This is a genomic window from Streptomyces sp. A2-16 (assembly GCF_018128905.1).
Classification (GTDB): Bacteria; Actinomycetota; Actinomycetes; order Streptomycetales; family Streptomycetaceae; genus Streptomyces.
In genome coordinates this window covers 7,428,628-7,449,218 of record NZ_CP063808.1, presented here as the reverse complement: position 1 = coordinate 7,449,218, position 20,591 = coordinate 7,428,628, and the positions used below count along the sequence as shown (strand labels likewise).

Genomic DNA, 20,591 nt, shown 5'->3' with positions numbered 1-20,591 from the left:
TTCTCATCAGTCGCTGGAACTGTCAACCGTCTGGAAGGGGGCCGCTCGCGTGAGTGTGCTCGACGAGATCATCGACGGAGTCCGTGCCGACCTCGCGGAACGGCAGGCGCGCGTCAGCCTCGACGAGCTCAAGGAGCGCGCGGCGAAGGCTCCGGCGGCCAAGGACGGCGTGGCCGCACTGCGCGGCGACGGCGTCAAGGTCATCTGCGAGGTCAAGCGCTCCAGCCCCTCCAAGGGCGCGCTGGCCGCGATCGCCGACCCGGCGGGCCTCGCCGCCGACTACGAGGCGGGCGGCGCGGCGGTCATCTCCGTCCTCACCGAACAGCGCCGTTTCGGCGGCTCGCTCGCCGACCTGGAGGCCGTCCGCGCGCGCGTGGACATCCCGGTCCTGCGCAAGGACTTCATCGTCACCTCGTACCAGCTCTGGGAGGCCCGGGCCTACGGCGCCGACCTCGCGCTGCTCATCGTCGCGGCCCTGGAGCAGCCCGCCCTGGAGTCCCTGATCGAGCGCGCCGAGTCCATCGGCCTGACCCCGCTCGTCGAGGTCCACGACGAGGACGAGGTCGAGCGCGCGGTGGACGCCGGAGCGAAGATCATCGGCGTCAACGCGCGTAACCTCAAGACCCTCGAGGTCGACCGCGGCACGTTCGAGCGCATCGCCCCCGAGATCCCGGCCGGCCTGGTCAAGGTCGCCGAGTCCGGAGTCCGCGGCCCGCACGACCTGATCGCCTACGCCAACGCCGGCGCCGACGCGGTCCTGGTCGGGGAGTCCCTCGTGACGGGCAAGGACCCGAGGACGGCCGTGTCGGACCTGGTGGCCGCGGGCGAGCATCCCGCACTGCGCCACGGGCGCGGCTGATCTTTCGCTAGGCTTGCCCCGATGACGCTCACGACGACAGCCACGGACAGGTACGCCCGCCTCGCGCGCGGCTGCCGCCCCCGTGGTTGCCGCGCGCCCGCACGCAGGGTGCACGGCCGTCGGGTCCGGTATGTCATCGGGGACGAACCCGGACAGGTGAACGGCCGCCGATGGCAGCGCCCCTTCAGGGGCGCGGGGAACTGCGCGACCGGCCACCACGGTCCCGCGGCCGACTGACTTCTCCGCCCCCACGGCGTTCAGTGTCTTTTTCACGCACTCACCGTGAGGTCCAGTCATGCCCAGCGAGTTCTTCATCCCCGACCCCGAGGGTCGGATCCCCAGCGCCGAGGGCTACTTCGGCGCGTTCGGCGGCAAGTTCATCCCGGAGGCCCTCGTCGCCGCCGTGGACGAGGTCGCCGTCGAGTACGACAAGGCCAAGCACGACCCCGAGTTCGCCCGTGAGCTCGACGACCTGCTGGTCAACTACACCGGCCGCCCGAGTTCGCTCACCGAGGTGCCCCGCTTCGCGGAGCACGCGGGTGGCGCCCGGATCTTCCTGAAGCGGGAAGACCTCAACCACACCGGCTCCCACAAGATCAACAACGTGCTCGGTCAGGCCCTGCTCACCAAGCGCATGGGCAAGACCCGGGTGATCGCCGAGACCGGCGCCGGCCAGCACGGCGTCGCCACCGCGACCGCCTGCGCGCTCTTCGGTCTCGAGTGCACGATCTACATGGGTGAGATCGACACCCAGCGCCAGGCCCTGAACGTGGCCCGCATGCGCATGCTCGGCGCCGAGGTCATCGCCGTGAAGTCCGGCAGCCGCACGCTGAAGGACGCCATCAACGAGGCCTTCCGCGACTGGGTCGCCAACGTCGACCGCACCCACTACCTCTTCGGCACGGTCGCGGGACCGCACCCCTTCCCCGCGATGGTCCGCGACTTCCACCGGGTCATCGGCGTCGAGGCCCGCCGCCAGATCCTGGAGCGCGCCGGCCGTCTTCCCGACGCGGCCGTCGCCTGCGTCGGCGGCGGCTCCAACGCCATCGGCCTCTTCCACGCCTTCATCCCCGACACCGACGTACGCCTCATCGGCTGCGAGCCCGCCGGGCACGGCGTGGAGACCGGCGAGCACGCGGCGACCCTGACCGCGGGCGAGCCCGGCATCCTGCACGGCTCCCGCTCCTACGTCCTCCAGGACGAGGAGGGCCAGATCACCGAGCCGTACTCGATCTCGGCCGGTCTGGACTACCCGGGCATCGGCCCCGAGCACTCCTACCTCAAGGACTCCGGCCGCGGCGAGTACCGCGCGGTCACCGACGACGCGGCCATGCAGGCCCTGCGCCTGCTGTCGCGCACCGAGGGCATCATCCCGGCCATCGAGAGCGCGCACGCGCTGGCCGGCGCCCTGGAGGTCGGCAAGGAGCTCGGCAAGGACGGGCTGATCGTCGTCAACCTGTCCGGGCGCGGTGACAAGGACATGGACACGGCCGCACGCTACTTCGGCCTGTACGACACCGACGCGGCCGTCGCCGCGGACGAGGCCGGCACCGGCGCGGAGATCGAGGGGGACGCCAAGTGAGCGGGAACATCCAGCTGTTGACCGACACCCTCGCCGCCGCCAGGGCCGAGGGCCGGTCCGCGCTCATCGCCTACCTCCCGGCCGGGTTCCCGACCGTGGACGGCGGCATCGAGGCGATCAAGGCCGCCTTCGACGGCGGCGCGGACGTCGTCGAGGTCGGTCTGCCGCACAGCGACCCGGTGCTCGACGGCCCCGTCATCCAGACCGCCGACGACATCGCCCTGCGCGGCGGCGTCAAGATCGCGGACGTGATGCGGACGGTGCGCGAGACGTACGAGGCCACCGGGAAGCCGGTGCTCGTGATGACGTACTGGAACCCCATCGACCGCTACGGCGTCGAGCGTTTCACCGCGGAGCTCGCCGAGGCGGGCGGCGCGGGCTGCATCCTGCCCGACCTGCCGGTGCAGGAGTCGGCGCTGTGGAGGGAGCACGCCGAGAAGCACGGGCTCGCCACGGTCTTCGTCGTCGCGCCCAGCAGCAAGGACGCGCGGCTCGCCGAGATCACCGCGGCGGGCAGCGGCTTCGTCTACGCGGCCTCGCTGATGGGTGTCACGGGCACGCGTGAGTCGGTCGGCGCGCAGGCGCAGGACCTGGTCGAGCGCACCCGGGCCACCGGCTCGAATCTGCCCGTCTGCGTGGGACTCGGGGTCTCCAACGCGGCGCAGGCCGCCGAGGTGGCCGGCTTCGCCGACGGCGTGATCGTCGGCTCGGCCTTCGTCAAGCTGATGCTGGACGCGCCGGACGACAAGGCCGGTCTCGAGGGCGTTCGCGCGCTCGCCGGTGAGCTGGCGAAGGGCGTGCGCCGACAGGCGTAGGACCGCGGGCCGTGCGGGCCGTTCCCGTCACGGCACCACGCGATGTTCGCTCACTCGAACGGGTGGACCTGGGGCCGGGGAGGCGCGGTGCGCCTCCCCGGTTCGTTCTGCGGGTGTGAGCGAGAAGAACCGTGAGGGAAAGCGCACCGCCCGGGAGCGGCTGGCGGAGGAGCGCGCGAAGCAGAAGTCCGCGGAGAAGCGGCGCCGGGTGCTGATCGTGGGCGCGAGTGTCGTCTGCGTCCTGGGGCTCGCGGCGGTGATCGGCGTCGTCGCGGCCAACTCCGGCAAGGACAAGGACAGCGACGCCTCGGGCCCGGTCGTGGTGCCCTCGGGGGCCAATGGCCAGGACAGCCTCGCCATCCCGGTCGGCGAGGAGGGCGCCAAGTCGACGCTCGTCGTCTGGGAGGACTTCCGCTGCCCGGCCTGCAAGGCGTTCGAGACCGCGTACCGCCCGACGATCCATGAGCTCACCGGCTCCGGCAAGCTCAAGGTCGAGTACCACCTGGCCACGATCATCGACGGCAACATGGGCGGCACCGGCTCCCGCAACGCGGCCAACGCGGCCGCCTGTGCCCAGGACCTCGGGAAGTTCCCGGGCTACCACGACGTGCTCTACGAGAACCAGCCCGAGGAGACCAGCGACGACTACGCCAAGAACGAGAAACTGCTCGAACTGGCGCAGAAGGTCGACGGTCTCGACACCCCGGCGTTCCGGTCGTGTGTCGAGAAGGGCACCCACAACAGCTGGGTGGACAAGTCCGCGTCCGCCTTCCGCAACGGCGGGTTCTCCGGCACCCCGACCGTCCTGCTCGACGGCAAGAACATCTACCAGGACCAGACGATGACCCCGGCGAAGCTGAAGCAGCAGGTGCTGGAAGCCGCCAAGGGGTAAGGAATTCAGGTCCGCCTGTTATGGACCCGTTGCCGGGCCGCCTGCCGTGGGCCCGGCCCGGCAGGGTAGCGTCGACCCTGCCATGGAACTTGCCTACATTCCCAGCCCGTCGCGCGGGGTGATCCACCTCGGTCCCATCCCGCTGCGTGGCTACGCGTTCTGCATCATCATCGGCGTCTTCGTTGCCGTCTGGCTCGGCAACAAGCGCTGGATCGCCCGAGGCGGGCGGGCCGGCACGGTGGCCGACATCGCGGTGTGGGCCGTGCCGTTCGGACTGCTCGGCGGCCGCCTCTACCACGTGATCACGGACTACGAGCTGTACTTCAGCGAGGGCCGCGACTGGGTGGACGCCTTCAAGGTCTGGGAGGGCGGCCTCGGCATCTGGGGCGCGATCGCCCTCGGCGCCGTGGGTGCGTGGATCGGCTGTCGCCGACGCGGCATCCCGCTGCCCGCCTACGCCGACGCCATCGCGCCCGGCATCGCCCTCGCGCAGGCCGTCGGCCGCTGGGGCAACTGGTTCAACCAGGAGCTGTACGGCAAGCCGACCGACCTGCCGTGGGCCCTGCACATCACGTCCTCCACCGACGGCCGGGTACCGGGCTACTACCACCCGACGTTCCTGTACGAGTCGCTGTGGTGCATCGGCGTCGCGCTCCTCGTCATCTGGGCGGACCGCCGCTTCAAGCTGGGCCACGGGCGGGCGTTCGCGCTGTACGTCGCCGCGTACTGCACGGGGCGCGGCTGGATCGAGTACATGCGCATCGACGACGCCCACCACATCCTCGGGCTCCGGCTCAACGTCTGGACCGCGATCATCGTGTTCCTGCTCGCGGTGACGTACATCGTGCTCTCCGCGAGGAAGCGGCCGGGACGGGAAGAAGTGGTGGAGCCGGGTGCCTCCGACGGTGACGCCGAGAAGGCCGACGGCGAGGAGAAGGCCGCCGACGGTGACGGGACGGCCGAGGCCGACTCCGCCGAGGTGAAGGCCGACACCGAGGACAAGGCCGAGGCCGGGACCGAGTCCGCGAAGAAGACCTGACGGCCGGTCGTACGTCGACGAGGGCGCCCCGGGATCTCCGGGGCGCCCTCGTTGCCGTTGGGGGGCGGTTCAGCGGCGGTGCAGGAGGGAGAGCGTGCGGTGGGCCTGGGCCACCACCGCCGCGTCGATGAACGTGCCGTTCGGCAGGGCCTGGGCTCCCTGGTCGGCCTCGGCCGCCTTGAGGACCGTTTCCGCCCGCTCGATCTCCTCCTGGGTGGGGAGATAGGCCCGTTCGATGACCGGGAGCTGGCGGGGGTGGATGGCCGCCCGGCCGAGGAAGCCGAGGGCGCGGCCGTGGGCGCAGGAGGCCGCGAGGCCGTCCAGGTCCTCGATGTCGGGGTGGACCGACTGGGGCGGGGGAGGCAGGGCCGCCGCTCTCGCCGCCACGACCACCCGGGAGCGGGACCAGTCCAGGCCCGCGTCGTGGCTCACGCCCAGGTCGGCTCGCAGGTCCGCCTCGCCGAGGGCGATGCCCCGCAGGGTGGGGTGGGCCGTCGCGATGTCGTGGGCGCGCTCGACGGCCAGGGCCGATTCCAGGAGGGCGTACAGGGGTGGGGCGCCTCTTCCGGCGGGGGCCGTCGTCTCCGCGACGTGCCTGATCTGGGCGGGGGCGGTGATCTTGGGGAGGCGTAGGCCCGAGACGCCCGGGAGAGGGGCCAATGCTGCCAGGTCCGCCGTCGCCACGGGGCTGCCGAGGGCGTTCACGCGGACGTGGACCGGGGTCGGCTGGGGGTCGGCGAGGCGTTCGGCGGTGGCCTCGCGGGCGTACCGCTTGCGGTCGGGGGCGACCGCGTCCTCCAGGTCGATCACCACGATGTCGGCGCCGGCCGCGAGGGCCTTGGTGACGATCTCGGGCCGGTCGCCGGGGACGTACAGCCAGGTGAGCGCGGTCATACGGCGCCCTCCTCGCGCAGCGCCGTCAACTCGGTCTCGCTCAGGCCCAGTTCCGTCAGGAGCTCGTCCGTGTCCGCGCCGTGCGGGCGGCCCGCCCAGCGGATCGCGCCGGGGGTCGCGGAGAGCCGGAAGAGGACGTTCTGCATGCGCAGGGGGCCGAGGTCGGGGTCGTCGACCGTGGTGACGGTGTCGAGCGCCTGGTACTGCGGGTCGGCCATCACGTCCCGGATGTCCTGGATGGGGGCGACCGCGGCCTCCGCCTTCTCGAAGGCCGCGAGGACGTCGGCGCGGCTGCGTCCGGCGATCCAGGAGCCGACCGCCGCGTCCAGGACGTCGGCGTGGGCGGCCCGCTGGGCGCCGGTCGCGAACCACGGCTCGTCGATCAGTTCCGGGCGGCCGACCAGGTGCATCACGCGTTCCGCGATCGACTGGGCCGAGGTGGAGACGGCGACCCAGGTGCCGTCGGCCGTGCGGTAGGTGTTGCGCGGGGCGTTGTTGGCGGAGCGGTTGCCGGTGCGTTCCTGGACGTGGCCGAGCTGGTCGTACCAGGTCGGCTGGGGGCCGAGGACGCTCAGGATCGGCTCGATGAGGGCCATGTCGACGACCTGGCCCTCGCCGGTGCGGTCGCGGGCCGCGAGGGCGGTCATCACCGCGTACGCCGTCGCGAGACCCGCGATGGAGTCGGCCAGGCCGAAGGGCGGCAGGACCGGGGGCGCGTCCGGTTCGCCGGTGATCGCCGCGAAACCGCTCATCGCCTCGGCGAGGGTGCCGAAGCCGGGACGGCGGGAGTAGGGGCCGAACTGGCCGAAGCCCGTGACACGGGTGAGGACCAGGCGGGGGTTGGCGGCGCTGAGCTCGGGCCAGCCCAGGTCCCATTTCTCCAGGGTGCCGGGGCGGAAGTTCTCGATGACCACGTCCGCGGCGGCGGCCAGCTTCAGGAAGGTGGTCCGGCCGCCCGGCTTGGACAGGTCGAGGGTGAGGGTGCGCTTGTTGCGGCCCAGGACCTTCCACCACAGGCCGACGCCGTCCTTCGAGGGGCCGTGGCCGCGGGAGGGGTCCGGTTTCGTGGGGTGCTCGATCTTGACGACCTCCGCGCCGAAGTCACCGAGCAGGGTGGCGGCCATCGGGCCCGCGAACAGGGTGGCCAGGTCGAGGACGCGGAGGCCGGAGAGGGGTGCAGGTGTCATGACGTGTACCGGGCCTCGATCTCGGAGCGGTAGGGCATGGACGCCGAGGCGCCTTCCCGCTGGACGGAGAGTGCGGCCGCGGTGGCGGCCCAGGCCATGGCCTCCCGGATGGGCCGCTCCTCGCCGAGGGCGACCGCGAGGGTGCCCACGTAGGTGTCGCCCGCGCCGGTGGAGTCCACCGCGGTGACCCGTGGGGCGGGGACGACGAGGGGTTCGGCGTCCCGGGTCAGATACAGGCTGCCGGCCGCGCCCAGGGTGATCACCACGCGCGGGACCCGGTCGAGGAGGGCGGTGCCGGCGGCGAACGGGTCGGTGCGGCCGGTGAGGGTGGCGGCCTCGTGCTCGTTGGGGACCAACAGGTCGGTGGCGGCGAGGAGTTCGGGCGGGAGGGGCTGGACGGGGGCGGGCGTGAGGATCGTACGGACACCGTGGGACCGGGCCTTCTGCGCGCCCGCGAGGACCGCGGCCAGGGGGATCTCCAGCTGGAGGAGCAGGGCGTCGGCCGAGGCGATCAGGCCCTCGTCGCCGGGGACGAGGTGGTCGACGGTGCCGTTGGCGCCGGGGACGACGACGATCGCGTTGCCGCCCTCGTCGTCGACGACGATGTGCGCGGTGCCGGTGGGGCCCTCGACGGTGCGCAGGTGGTCGGTGGTCACTCCGGAGTGCTCCAGGGTGGAGCGCAGGCGGGTGCCGAAGCCGTCGTTGCCGACCGCGCCGATCATCGAGACGGTGGCCCCGGCGCGGGCGGCGGCGATCGCCTGGTTGGCGCCCTTGCCGCCGGGGATCGTGCGGAACTCCCTGCCGGAGACGGTTTCTCCGCGCCGGGGTGCCTTCTCGACGTAGGCGACCAGGTCCATGTTCGTGCTGCCGAGCACGGCGATGTGGGTCATGGGCGGGCAGCCTCCCGGTGGGTGAGGTGGGCCAGGGTGTCGAAGCCGGTGCCGTTGAAGTCGGCGACGGAGGTGGCCAGGCGGTTCTTGAGAGGGGTGGTCCAGCGGTCGGGGAGGCGTTCGGGGGCGCCGGCGAGGAGACCGGCGATGCTTCCCGCCGTGGCGCCGTTGGAGTCGGTGTCCCAACCTCCGCTCACCGCTCTGCAGATGGAGCCGGTGAAGTCACCGTTCGCGTGGGTGAGGGCGGCGGCGATCAGCGCGGTGTTGGGGACGGCGTGGACCCAGTGGTGGGTCGCGGCGTGGGTGGCGTGGAGCGCGTCCACGACCTCGTCGAAGTCGTCGTGCTCCTCGGCCAGTCGGATGGCGTGGGTGACGGCCGCGGAGAGGCGGGAGTCCGGCGGGATCACGGTGAGACCGGTGCGCAGACAGGTGTGGACGTCGGGGGTCGCCGTCGCCTGGGCGATCACCGCGGCCGTGAACATCGCCGCGTAGACGCCGTTCGCCGTGTGGGTGAGGGTGGCGTCCCGGTGGGCCTGCTCGGCCGCGGCCGCCGGGTCGCCGGGGTTGGTCCAGCCGTGCACGTCCGCGCGGATCAGGGCGCCGATCCATTCGCGGAACGGGTTGCGGTGACGGGCCGTCCTGGGGGGTTCCAGACCCTGGAGGAGGTTGCGGTAGGCGATGCGCTCGGCGGTGAAGGTGCGTCCCGCGGGGAGTTCGTCGAGCCAGAGTCCCGCCACGTCCGCGGTGGTGAAGCGCCTGCCGTGGCGCTGCAGCAACATCAGGTTCAGCAGCGGGTAGTTGAGGTCGTCGTCCTCGGGCATGCCGTCGATGTTCTCGGCGAGGGAGGTCGCCGCCGAGCGGCGGTTCCAGGGGTGGGCGGCGAGGAGTTCGGCGGGGACGCCCCGCGCCGTGAACCAGGTGTTCAGGGGCCGGTTGCCGGTTGCTCCGGCGAGTCGGCGGATGGCCTCCAGCGGGAGCTTCTCCACGGGCTTGCCCAGGAGGCAGCCCACGGCGCGGCCCAGCCAGGCCGCTTCCAGGGCGGCCCGGCCGGGGGATGCCGCGGGGGTGGGCGACGGCCACCTTCCGCAGCGGTCCTTGATCCTCATGAGGTCGGTGGGCTCGTCGTCCGCCAACCTGCTGGGCAGATCGGCCAGTTCGTCCAGCAGGTCGTCCGCGAGCTGCCGCAGGTACCGGGACGCGGGCTCCGCCGAGGCACCCGCTCGGGTCGGCGCCTCCCGGCCGCCCGCCGCCCGCCACCTCGCGGCGATCGCCGACGGCTCCCTGCCGTCCTGGGCCGCCTGGCGGAGCTCGTGGCCGATGAGGTCCTCCGGTTGGACCCAGGTCAGTCGGAGCATCTCGAGCCTCCGAGGTCCGCGAAGGCCGCCTCATGGGTCCTGCGCCGGGCCACGTCCCGCTCGAAGATCTCCCGGGTCACGGCGGTCAGGGTCGCCGCCGGCTCCCACAGGTCCAGGCGGCTCGCCTCGGAGACCGCCTTGGCCCAGTCGTCCGGGACCGGGAAGCCCAGGGCACCCGAGAGGGCGCCGGCCATCGTGGCGATCGAGTCGCAGTCCCTGCCGTAGTTCACCGCGCCGAGGACGGCGTGGCGGTAGTCGCCCGCGGCCACCAGCAACATGGCCAGCGCGATGGGGAGTTCCTCGATCGTGTGCAGCCGGGAGGGGCGGCGGGCGCCGAGGGAGGGCTTGCGGTAGTCGGGCCCGACCGTGTCGTAGGGCGCGACCGCCTGCCGCAGCGGGAGCAGCGCCGACTCGAAGTCCGTGTGGCGGGCGGCCACTTCGCAGACCTGCTCGATCGCGGCACGGGTGCCGTCCTTCGCCAGGGAGAGGCAGGCCGTCACGATCGAGTCCGGTGTCGCGCCCGGTGTCGCCGCCGCGGCCACCGCCGCCGCGAAGACTCCCGCCGCCTCACGGCCGTACGACGACTGGTGGGCGCCCGCGATGTCCAGGGCCTCGGTGTAGGCGGCCCTCGGGTCGGCCGCGTTGACCAGGCCGACCGGGGCCATGTACATCGCCGCGCCGCAGTTGACGATGTTGCCGACACCGGCCTCCCGGGGGTCGACGTGGCCGTAGTGGAGGCGGGTGACCAGCCACTTCTCCGCGAGGAAGACACGGTGCAGGGGGAGGGCCTCCGCCTCCAGTTCCGGGATCCAGCGCGGGTTCGTCATCAGGTCGGGGACCAGGTGGTCGGCGATCGCGTAGGCGTCGAGGTGGTCTCTGACGCTGTCGTAGACGCGGATCAGCGCGTGGGTCATCAAGGTGTCGTCGGTGACGTGGCCGTCGCCCTTGTGGTACGGGGCGATGGGGCGGGCGGTGCGCCAGGCGTCGCCGTTCCAGGGGCCGACGATGCCGTGGACGCGGCCGGCGTGGCGTTCGAGGATCTGGTCGGGGGAGTAGCCCTCGACGGGGCCGCCGAGGGCGTCGCCCACCGCCGCGCCCACGAGGGCTCCGGTGATGCGGTCCGGGAGGCTGCTTTCTTGGTTTTTGGGCGTCATGCCCGAATCATCCTCCTGGGAGGGGTGGTTGTGCGGCTTCCAGGAGTTCGGCGAGTTCCATGAGGTCCGTGCCGGTGAGACGGGGGAGGGCGCAGCCGGGGAGTTCCCGGCAGGTGTTCCGCCAGCCGGCGGGGATGGCGTCGGCGCCGCCCCACGCTCCGGTCAGCGCGCCCACCAGGGCGGGGGCGGAGTCGGCGACTCGGGAGAGACAGGCGGCCGCGGGGATCGCCTCGGCGATGCGGCCCTGTGCGGCGGTGGCGAGCGCGAGGGCCACGGGGACGGTTTCGGCGGCCGCGATGCCGTAGCTGTAGACGTGGTCGACGATCTCGTGTTCCAGGGCGGGGATCAGGGCGAAGGCGGTGCCGGCGGTGCGGGCGAGGTGCAGGGCGTGGCGGGCGTTGCGGCCGATCTCCGTCTCCTCGGGGAGTTCGGCGAGGGCGGCACTCACACAGGCGTCGACGGGGCTGCCGGTCAGGGCCAGGGAGACGGCCGCGGCCATCGCTCGCGCTCCGTGCACCCCGTCGCCGTCCTGGGTGTAGCGGGCGTCGAACTCGGCCAGGTCCGCGGCGAGTCGGGGCGCGCCGGGGTGGGCGACGGCGAGGACGCAGGCTCTGACGCAGGCCGCGTCGTCGAAGTAGTGGGGGTTGTCGTGGCCGGTGGCGGGCGGGCGCAGGCCGGTGGCGAGGTTGCCGAGTCCCGCTCTCACGGAGATGCGGGCGCGCAGGGGGAGAACGGCGGACTCGATCTCCGGGGCGAGGTCCGCGGCGGCGGCCACTTCGGCGGCGAGGGCGTTCCAGGAGAGGTCGATGGCGGCTCTCGTACGGCGCTCTCTCGTCGGGTCGCCGAGGGTGGTGCCGTCGCCCGCCCTGAGGAGGGCCTGCGCGGTGAAGGCCGCCCATTCGGCGTCGTCGGAGGGGCCGAGGCGGAGGGGCTCGGGGGGCTGGTTGAGGGCGATGGGGACGGGGAGGGTGGTGGTGGCGTTCTGCTCGGCGAAGGTGTCGAGTTCGCGGGTGAGGCGGCGGGTCCAGGTCGGCATGCGGGCGGCTCGGTGGCGGGCTGCGGGCCAGCCGGCGGCGTCTCCCGCGGCCAGGCCCAGGAGCAGGCCGTGGACTCTTCGACCGGGCTCGGGTTCGTGGGTTGCCTGCGGTTGCGGTTGCGGCTCCGGGGTCGTGTCCGTGGCCTCGGTTTCGCCTTCGGCCCGGGTGTCACCGCCGTCGGAGGCCGCGGCTGTGGACGGGGTCGCCGTGGGGGCCGGGTCGGCCGTGCCCGGATTCTGTGTCGGGCCCTCGCCCCACGGCCCCGGTGGCCTCATCGGTCCGCCCCCGGCGCGTCGCCCGCTGCCAGGGTGAAGGCGTCCGGGTCGGGCGGGGGCCACTCCTGTGCGAGACCGGTCGTCCCCCACTTCCCGTCCTCGCCGCCCACCAGCAACTCCGCCACGTCCAGCACGTGGTGGCCCGCCATCGAGGGCAGGCAGCTGCCCTTCGCCGGGCCGATCGCCGACGCCCAGTCGGCGGGGATGGCCGACGCGCCCCTCGTGGCGCCTGCCAGCGCTCCCGCCACCGCCGCCGTCGTGTCCGCGTCCCTGCCCATGTTGACCGCCGTGAGCACCGCCTCGCGGAAGTCGCCGTCGGCCACCGCGTACGCCCCGAAGGCGAGGGCCACCGCCTCCGGGGCCAGGTCGGTCCACGGGTAGCCGCCGATGACGACGGCGGAACGGACCGCGCGTTCGCCCCGGTGGGCCACCGCCACCGCCCTCCTCAGGGACCTCGCCGTCCAGCTGTCGTCCGGGATCACCGCGAGCGCGGAGGCGACGACGGCGATCGTGGGGGCGCCCGCCATCGCCGCGGCCACTCCCGCCGCGACCGCCTGGCCGCCGTAGATGCCCTCGCCGTCGTGGCTCACCGAGCCGTCGACCGCCACCAGACGGGCCGCCTCCGCGGGGCGGCCCGCCGCGAAGACGCCGAAGGGCGCCGCCCGCATCGCCAGACCGTCGCTCCAGGCGTGGCGGTGCTGGGCCGAGATGGGGGCCGCGAGGCCCCGGCGGAGGTTCTCCAGCGTGCCCCGCTCGCTGAATCCCGCGCCGCGGAACGGGCCCTCGTCGAGGTCCGCGATCCACTTGTGCCAGGCCGCCTCCACATGGCAGGGGGTCAGGGCCGAGCCGTGGCGGGCCAGCAGCAGGCCGGAGAGGATCGCGTACTCGGTGTCGTCGGTGCCGGCCGGCTCGTCCACCACATAGCCCTCGATACGGCCCCAGCGGGCGCGGATCTGCGACGGCTTCATGTTCTCGGCGGGGGCTCCGAGGGCGTCCCCGACCGCCAGGCCCAGCAGGGCGCCACGGGCCCGCTCGCGGAGTTCGGCGGCGTCCTGGGACGCCGGGACCGAGGGAATGCAGGCGATCGATGCCATACGCGGCCTCTCCGGAGGGGGTTCCTCAGGGGGCACGGAACCCTTTGCGCATGTGTCCCACCATCGGCGGTTGACCTGAGCGTCCCAGGGCTCAACGTCACCCGGTCGACAGCTGAGCGGCAGCCTGATCGTCTGTGCATTCGAAGGTAAAGCCGCAGGTTAGCCCAGCCTTTCCTTGCTGGCGGACGGGAATGCCCCGTCGTACTGTGAGCGTTGTTGAGAATTAGATTGTGTCCAAACTTAGCTTTGGCTTAGCTTCCCTGGGGGGTCGGAATGGCGATCATCGACGTCGAAGCACCGCTGCACGAGGCGCACCGCGACAACCACACGCACCGGGACGTGAACGGCGGCTGGCTCAGGCCCGCCGTTTTCGGGGCCATGGACGGACTGGTCTCCAACCTCGCGCTGATGACCGGAGTCGCCGGTGGGGCCGTCGGCCAGAACACCATCGTGCTGACCGGACTCGCCGGGCTCGCCGCCGGTGCCTTCTCGATGGCCGCCGGCGAGTACACCTCCGTCGCCTCCCAGCGCGAGCTCGTCGAGGCCGAGCTGGACGTGGAGCGCCGCGAGCTGCGCAAGCACCCGCAGGACGAGGAGGCCGAGCTCGCCGCCCTGTACGTGGGGCGTGGCGTCGAGCCCGAGCTGGCCAGGGAGGTCGCCCGGCAGCTGTCGAAGGACCCCGAGCAGGCCCTCGAGATCCATGCCCGCGAGGAGCTGGGGATCGACCCCGGCGACCTGCCCTCGCCGCTCGTCGCCGCCGTCTCCAGCTTCGGGTCCTTCGCCCTGGGTGCCCTGCTCCCCGTACTGCCGTATCTGCTCGGTGCGACCGCGCTGTGGCCCGCCCTGCTGCTCGCCCTTCTCGGGCTGTTCGCGTGCGGTGCCGTCGTGGCCAGGGTGACCGCGCGGACCTGGTGGTACAGCGGACTGCGGCAGCTCGCCCTGGGAGGTGCGGCGGCCGGTGTGACGTACGCCCTGGGCAGTTTGTTCGGGACGGCCGTAGGATAGGAGGACCGCTACTTATGCGTTGGGCCGCATAAGTAGCCGTTACTCGCTGGTTTCGAATGCTTAACCACTGGGCATGAGCCGTAAGCGCCGCGGGCAATGACGCTTGCGACGCACTCGCGGGGTCGGCGACGACGCCTTCACCGCCCCCTGGATCGACGGACACCGATCTGACCGATCGGTCCGTTTCGGTCCCCACATACTTCAAGCCACGTGTGCGACACCCCCCTCGCACCGCGTGGCGTCCGCATGTTGGAACGGAGTATCCGGTTCCCGAGATCCGCTCCATCATGTAACCTGCACGAAATTTTGCGCTCACGCAGAGGGCCAACGTCGTCCCTCGGCAAGCTGAATATGCCAATTGACGACGACGGGAGAGCCGATGCGTACGCCGCGCCAGCCGTCCCAGCACTCCACGAGTGGCCAGAAGTGGTCGTTCATGGATGCTCGCCCTGCTGCGCAGGGTATGTACGACCCCCGCAACGAAAAGGACGCCTGTGGCGTCGGCTTCGTGGCCACCCTCACCGGCGAGGCGAGCCATGCGCTGGTCGAGCAGGCGCTCACGGTTCTGCGCAACCTGGAGCACCGCGGTGCCACCGGCTCCGAGCCCGACTCGGGTGACGGCGCGGGCATCCTGTCCCAGGTTCCGGACGCCTTCTTCCGCGAGGTCGCCGGCTTCGAACTGCCCGCGGCCGGCGCGTACGCCGTCGGTATCGCCTTCCTGCCGGAGGACGGCACCGAGGACGCCATCTCGAAGATCGAGACGATCGCCGCCGAGGAGGGCCTCACCGTCCTCGGCTGGCGCGAGGTCCCGGTCGCCCCCCAGCTGCTCGGCGCCACCGCCCGCTCGACGATGCCGGCCTTCCGCCAGATCTTCGTCAGCGACGCTTCCGCCGTGCCCGCGACGGACATCTCGCTCGACCGCAAGGCGTTCGTGCTGCGCAAGCGCGCCGAGCGCGAGGTCGACGTCTACTTCCCCTCGCTGTCCGCGCGCACCATCGTCTACAAGGGCATGCTGACCACCGGTCAGCTCGAGCCCTTCTTCCCGGACCTGTCCGACCGCCGTTTCGCCTCCGCGATCGCGCTCGTGCACTCCCGGTTCTCCACGAACACCTTCCCGTCGTGGCCGCTCGCCCACCCGTACCGCTTCGTCGCGCACAACGGTGAGATCAACACCGTCAAGGGCAACCGCAACTGGATGGCGGCCCGTGAATCGCAGCTGGTCTCCGATCTGTTCGGCAACGACAGCGAGGCCATCGAGCGCGTCTTCCCGATCTGTACGCCGGACGCCTCCGACTCGGCGTCCTTCGACGAGGTCCTCGAACTCCTGCACCTGGGCGGCCGTTCGCTGCCGCACTCCGTGCTGATGATGATCCCGGAGGCGTGGGAGAACCACGACTCCATGGAGCCGGCCCGCCGCGCCTTCTACCAGTTCCACTCCAACCTGATGGAGCCCTGGGACGGCCCGGCCTGTGTCACCTTCACCGACGGCAAGCAGGTCGGCGCGGTCCTGGACCGCAACGGCCTTCGCCCCGGCCGCTACTGGGTCACCGACGACGGCCTCGTCGTCCTCGGCTCCGAGGTCGGCGTCCTCGACATCGACCCCGCCAAGGTGGTCCGCAAGGGCCGCCTCCAGCCGGGCCGGATGTTCCTCGTCGACACCGTCGAGCACCGCATCATCGAGGACGACGAGATCAAGGCCGGCCTCGCCGCCGAGCAGCCGTACGCGGAGTGGCTGGAGGCCGGCGAGATCGAGCTCGGCGACCTGCCCGAGCGCGAGCACATCGTGCACACCCACGCCTCGGTCACCCGCCGTCAGCAGACCTTCGGCTACACCGAGGAAGAGCTCCGCATCCTCCTCGCGCCGATGGCCAAGGCCGGTGCCGAGCCGATCGGTTCGATGGGCACCGACTCGCCGATCGCCGCGCTGAGCGAGCGTCCGCGTCTGCTCTTCGACTACTTCACCCAGCTGTTCGCGCAGGTCACCAACCCGCCGCTGGACGCGATCCGCGAGGAGCTCGTCACCTCGCTGCGCTCCTCGCTGGGCCCGCAGGGCAACCTGCTCGACCCGAGCGCCGCCTCCTGCCGCTCCGTCGTGCTGCCCTTCCCGGTGATCGACAACGACGAGCTGGCCAAGCTCATCCACATCAACGCCGACGGCGACATGCCCGGCTTCAAGGCCGCGACCCTCTCCGGCCTGTACCGGGTCTCCGGCGGCGGCGACTCCCTCGCCGCGCGCATCGAGGAGATCTGCACGGAGGCCGACGCCGCCATCGAGAACGGCGCCCGGCTGATCGTGCTGTCGGACCGCCACTCCGACGCCGAGCACGCGCCGATCCCGTCGCTGCTGCTCACCGCGGCCGTCCACCACCACCTCATCCGCACCAAGCAGCGCACCCAGGTGGGCCTGCTGGTCGAGGCCGGTGACGTCCGCGAGGTCCACCACGTCGCCCTGCTGATCGGCTTCGGCGCCGCGGCCGTGAACCCGTACCTCGCCATGGAGTCCGTCGAGGACCTCCTGCGCGCGGGCACCTTCCTGAACGGCCTGGAGCCCGAGCAGGCCATCCGCAACCTGATCTACGCCCTGGGCAAGGGTGTCCTCAAGGTCATGTCGAAGATGGGCATCTCGACCGTCGCCTCCTACCGCGGCGCCCAGGTCTTCGAGGCCGTCGGTCTCGAAGAGGGCTTCGTCCAGAAGTACTTCAGCGGCACCGCCTCCAAGATCGGCGGCGTCGGCATCGACGTCGTCGCCAAGGAGGTCGCCGCCCGGCACGCCAAGGCGTACCCCGCCTCCGGCATCGCGCCCGCGCACCGCGCGCTCGAGATAGGCGGCGAGTACCAGTGGCGCCGCGAGGGCGAGCCGCACCTGTTCGACCCGGAGACGGTCTTCCGCCTCCAGCACTCGACGCGGGCCAACCGCTACGACATCTTCAAGAAGTACACGGACCGCGTGAACGAGCAGTCCGAGCGGCTGATGACGCTCCGCGGGCTCTTCGGCTTCAAGTCGGACCGCCCGTCCATCTCCGTGGACGAGGTCGAGCCCGTCTCCGAGATCGTCAAGCGCTTCTCCACCGGCGCCATGTCGTACGGCTCCATCTCCAAGGAGGCGCACGAGACCCTCGCCATCGCCATGAACCAGCTGGGCGGCAAGTCCAACACCGGTGAGGGCGGCGAGGACGCGGACCGGCTGTACGACCCGGCGCGGCGTTCGTCGATCAAGCAGGTCGCCTCCGGCCGCTTCGGTGTGACCTCCGAGTACCTGGTCAACGCGGACGACATCCAGATCAAGATGGCCCAGGGCGCCAAGCCCGGCGAGGGCGGCCAGCTGCCCGGCCACAAGGTGTACCCCTGGGTCGCCAAGACCCGGCACAGCACCCCCGGCGTCGGCCTGATCTCCCCGCCGCCGCACCACGACATCTACTCGATCGAGGACCTGGCCCAGCTGATCCACGACCTGAAGAACGCGAACCCGCAGGCGCGGATTCACGTGAAGCTGGTCTCCGAGGTCGGCGTCGGCACGGTCGCGGCGGGTGTGTCCAAGGCGCACGCGGACGTGGTGCTCATCTCCGGCCACGACGGCGGTACGGGCGCCTCCCCGCTCACCTCCCTGAAGCACGCGGGTGGCCCCTGGGAGCTCGGTCTCGCCGAGACCCAGCAGACCCTGCTGCTCAACGGCCTGCGCGACCGCATCGTCGTCCAGACCGACGGCCAGCTCAAGACCGGCCGTGACGTCGTCATCGCCGCGCTGCTCGGCGCCGAGGAGTTCGGTTTCGCGACCGCGCCGCTCGTCGTCTCCGGCTGCGTCATGATGCGCGTCTGCCACCTGGACACCTGCCCGGTCGGCATCGCCACCCAGAACCCGGTCCTGCGCGACCGGTTCACCGGCAAGGCCGAGTACGTCGTGAACTTCTTCAAGTTCATCGCCGAAGAGGTCCGCGAGATCCTCGCCGAGCTGGGCTTCCGCTCCATCGAGGAGGCCGTCGGCCACGCCGAGACGCTCGACGTCGAGCGGGCCGTCAACCACTGGAAGGCGCAGGGCCTCGACCTGGCTCCGCTGTTCTACGTGCCCGAACTGCCCGAGGGTGCCGCGCTGCACCAGGTCATCGAGCAGGACCACGGCCTGGAGAAGGCGCTCGACAACGAGCTCATCAAGCTCGCCGCCGACGCCCTGGCCGCCGACTCGGCGACCGACGCCCAGCCGGTGCGCGCCCAGGTCGCGATCCGCAACATCAACCGCACGGTCGGCACCATGCTCGGCCACGAGGTGACGAAGAAGTTCGGTGGCGCGGGCCTGCCCGACGACACCATCGACATCACCTTCACCGGCTCGGCAGGCCAGTCCTTCGGCGCCTTCCTCCCGCGCGGTGTCACGCTGCGCCTGGAGGGCGACGCCAACGACTACGTCGGCAAGGGCCTCTCCGGCGGCCGGGTCGTCGTCCGTCCCGACCGGGGCGCCGACCACCTCGCCGAGTTCTCGACGATCGCGGGCAACACCATCGCCTACGGCGCGACCGGCGGCGAGCTGTTCCTGCGCGGCCGTACCGGTGAGCGGTTCTGCGTCCGCAACTCCGGCGCGACGGTCGTCTCGGAAGGCGTGGGCGACCACGGCTGCGAGTACATGACCGGCGGTCACGCGGTGGTCCTCGGCGAGACGGGCCGCAACTTCGCGGCCGGCATGTCCGGCGGCATCGCCTACGTGATCGACCTCGACCGGGACAACGTCAACGTCGGCAACGTGGACGCCGTGGAGGCGCTCGACGACACCGACAAGCAGTGGCTGCACGACGTGGTGCGCCGCCACCAGGAGGAGACCGGTTCCACGGTCGCCGAGAAGCTCCTGGCCGAGTGGGACACCGCCGTGGACCGCTTCAGCAAGATCATCCCCAGCACGTACAAGGCAGTGCTCGCCGCCAAGGACGCCGCCGAGCAGGCGGGACTCTCCGAGTCCGAGATCACCGAGAAGATGATGGAGGCGGCGATCAATGGCTGACCCGAAGGGCTTCCTGAACCACGGCCGTGAGGTCGCCAAGTCCCGCCCCGTCGACGTACGTCTGAAGGACTGGAACGAGGTCTACGTCCCCGGCTCCCTGCTGCCGATCATCAGCAAGCAGGCCAGCCGCTGCATGGACTGCGGCATCCCGTTCTGTCACAACGGCTGTCCGCTCGGGAACCTCATCCCCGAGTGGAACGACTACGCCTACCGCGAGGACTGGGCGGCCGCCTCGGAGCGGCTGCACGCCACGAACAACTTCCCGGAGTTCACCGGGCGGTTGTGCCCGGCTCCCTGCGAGTCGGCGTGTGTGCTCGGCATCAACCAGCCGGCCGTGACCATCAAGAACGTCGAGGTCTCGATCATCGACAAGGCGTGGGACAGCGGTGACGTCGAGCCGCAGGCCCCGGAGCGCCTGTCCGGCAAGACCGTCGCCGTGATCGGCTCGGGTCCGGCCGGTCTCGCCGCCGCCCAGCAGCTCACCCGGGCCGGTCACACCGTGGCCGTCTACGAGCGCGCGGACCGCATCGGAGGCCTCCTCCGGTACGGCATCCCCGAGTTCAAGATGGAGAAGCGGCACATCAACCGCCGTATCGAGCAGATGCGCGCGGAGGGCACCCGCTTCCGCACCGGCATCGAGATCGGCCGCGACCTCAAGGCGACCGACCTCAAGAAGCGCTACGACGCCGTCGTGATCGCCGCCGGCGCCACCACCGCGCGTGACCTCCCGGTCCCCGGCCGCGAGCTCAAGGGCATCCACCAGGCCATGGAGTACCTGCCCCTGGCCAACAAGGTCCAGGAAGGCGACTACGTCACCGCTCCGATCTCGGCCGAGGGCAAGCACGTCGTGGTCATCGGCGGCGGCGACACCGGCGCCGACTGCGTGGGCACCGCCCACCGCCAGGGCGCGGCCTCGGTCACGCAGCTGGAGATCATGCCCCGCCCGGGCGAGGAGCGGAACGCCAACCAGCCCTGGCCGACCTTCCCGATGCTCTACAAGGTCACCTCCGCGCACGAGGAGGGCGGCGAGCGGGTCTACTCCGTCTCGACGACCCACTTCGAGGGCGACGAGGACGGCAACGTCCAGTGGCTGCACCTGAGCGAGGTCGAGTTCATCGACGGCAGGCTGACCCCGAAGCCGGGCACCGAGCGCAAGATCCCCGCCCAGCTGGTCACCCTCGCGATGGGCTTCACCGGCACCGACCGGGAGAACGGCCTGGTCGAGCAGTTCGGCCTGGAGCTCGACGAGCGCGGCAACATCGCCCGCGACGCCGACTTCCAGACCAACGTCCCCGGCGTCTTCGTCGCCGGTGACGCGGGCCGCGGCCAGTCGCTCATCGTGTGGGCGATCGCGGAGGGCCGCTCGGCCGCCCGCGGCTGCGACCGCTTCCTGACCGGCGCGAGCGAACTGCCCGCACCGATCCGGCCGACGGACCGTTCGCTGATGGTCTGACGACCGGTCAAGAAACGTCCCGTACAACGGCGTACGGAACGCTGACGGTGCCCGCCCTCCCAGTCCCCGACCG

Annotated in this window: 15 protein-coding genes; 8 read left to right on the top strand and 7 right to left on the bottom strand. The window is 71.7% G+C overall.

What is annotated here, in order from left to right; genetic code table 11:
* The first annotated feature begins 49 nt into the window (after positions 1-49).
* The 5 genes from trpC to lgt all read left to right on the top strand — a co-directional run bounded on the left by trpC (position 50) and on the right by lgt (position 5,187).
* The gene (gene trpC / locus IOD14_RS33505) at positions 50-859 is read left to right on the top strand and encodes an indole-3-glycerol phosphate synthase TrpC (protein ID WP_123988556.1); all 810 of its coding nucleotides are present in this window, start codon (positions 50-52) and stop codon (positions 857-859) included.
* A 295-nt stretch (positions 860-1,154) separates the two neighbouring features.
* Complete coding sequence (trpB, locus tag IOD14_RS33500) at positions 1,155-2,441, top strand: tryptophan synthase subunit beta (protein WP_123988554.1); 1,287 nt, start codon at positions 1,155-1,157, stop codon at positions 2,439-2,441.
* Entirely contained in the window at positions 2,438-3,256 is an 819-nt protein-coding gene (gene trpA / locus IOD14_RS33495; RefSeq protein WP_123988553.1) for a tryptophan synthase subunit alpha, read from the top strand. Before trpB ends, trpA begins: the two co-directional genes overlap by 4 nt.
* Positions 3,257-3,371: 115 nt before the next feature.
* Positions 3,372-4,148 (top strand): thioredoxin domain-containing protein, encoded by a 777-nt coding sequence (locus IOD14_RS33490; RefSeq protein WP_123988552.1) that lies wholly within the window; start codon positions 3,372-3,374, stop codon positions 4,146-4,148.
* 82 nt (positions 4,149-4,230) lie between these two features.
* On the top strand, positions 4,231-5,187 hold the full coding sequence (lgt, locus tag IOD14_RS33485) for a prolipoprotein diacylglyceryl transferase (RefSeq protein ID WP_212672306.1): 957 nt from the start codon (positions 4,231-4,233) through the stop codon (positions 5,185-5,187).
* 69 nt (positions 5,188-5,256) lie between these two features.
* Here lgt and IOD14_RS33480 read toward each other — a convergent pair whose 3' ends face one another.
* The 7 genes from IOD14_RS33480 to IOD14_RS33450 are packed head-to-tail and all read right to left on the bottom strand — an operon-like array spanning position 5,257 to position 13,073.
* On the bottom strand, positions 5,257-6,081 hold the full coding sequence (locus IOD14_RS33480; protein ID WP_123988550.1) for a CoA ester lyase: 825 nt from the start codon (positions 6,079-6,081) through the stop codon (positions 5,257-5,259).
* A complete protein-coding gene (locus IOD14_RS33475; protein WP_123988549.1) occupies positions 6,078-7,268 on the bottom strand; it encodes a CoA transferase in 1,191 nt (396 codons plus the stop codon). The genes IOD14_RS33480 and IOD14_RS33475 overlap by 4 nt, the downstream gene beginning before the upstream one ends.
* Positions 7,265-8,158, bottom strand: coding sequence for a ribokinase (rbsK, locus tag IOD14_RS33470; protein ID WP_123988548.1), 894 nt, complete (start codon positions 8,156-8,158; stop codon positions 7,265-7,267). The genes IOD14_RS33475 and rbsK overlap by 4 nt, the downstream gene beginning before the upstream one ends.
* On the bottom strand, positions 8,155-9,513 hold the full coding sequence (locus tag IOD14_RS33465; protein ID WP_212672305.1) for an ADP-ribosylglycohydrolase family protein: 1,359 nt from the start codon (positions 9,511-9,513) through the stop codon (positions 8,155-8,157). The genes rbsK and IOD14_RS33465 overlap by 4 nt, the downstream gene beginning before the upstream one ends.
* Positions 9,501-10,667 carry an ADP-ribosylglycohydrolase family protein gene (locus IOD14_RS33460; protein ID WP_212672304.1) on the bottom strand — a complete coding sequence of 389 codons (1,167 nt, stop codon included), beginning with the start codon at positions 10,665-10,667 and terminating at the stop codon, positions 9,501-9,503. Before IOD14_RS33460 ends, IOD14_RS33465 begins: the two co-directional genes overlap by 13 nt.
* 7 nt (positions 10,668-10,674) lie before the next feature.
* A complete protein-coding gene (locus IOD14_RS33455; protein ID WP_249126120.1) occupies positions 10,675-11,979 on the bottom strand; it encodes an ADP-ribosylglycohydrolase family protein in 1,305 nt (434 codons plus the stop codon).
* Complete coding sequence (locus IOD14_RS33450) at positions 11,976-13,073, bottom strand: ADP-ribosylglycohydrolase family protein (protein WP_123988545.1); 1,098 nt, start codon at positions 13,071-13,073, stop codon at positions 11,976-11,978. The genes IOD14_RS33455 and IOD14_RS33450 overlap by 4 nt, the downstream gene beginning before the upstream one ends.
* A gap of 273 nt (positions 13,074-13,346) precedes the next feature.
* Here IOD14_RS33450 and IOD14_RS33445 point away from each other — a divergent pair, with 273 nt between their 5' ends.
* From IOD14_RS33445 to IOD14_RS33435, 3 genes are all read left to right on the top strand, one after another.
* Positions 13,347-14,078: a VIT1/CCC1 transporter family protein gene (locus tag IOD14_RS33445; protein WP_123988544.1), complete on the top strand. Its 732-nt coding sequence runs from the start codon at positions 13,347-13,349 to the stop codon at positions 14,076-14,078.
* Positions 14,079-14,457: 379 nt separating this feature from the next.
* A complete protein-coding gene (gene gltB / locus IOD14_RS33440; RefSeq protein WP_123988543.1) occupies positions 14,458-19,065 on the top strand; it encodes a glutamate synthase large subunit in 4,608 nt (1,535 codons plus the stop codon).
* A complete protein-coding gene (locus IOD14_RS33435) occupies positions 19,058-20,518 on the top strand; it encodes a glutamate synthase subunit beta (RefSeq protein WP_123988542.1) in 1,461 nt (486 codons plus the stop codon). The genes gltB and IOD14_RS33435 overlap by 8 nt, the downstream gene beginning before the upstream one ends.
* Positions 20,519-20,591 lie beyond the last annotated feature (73 nt).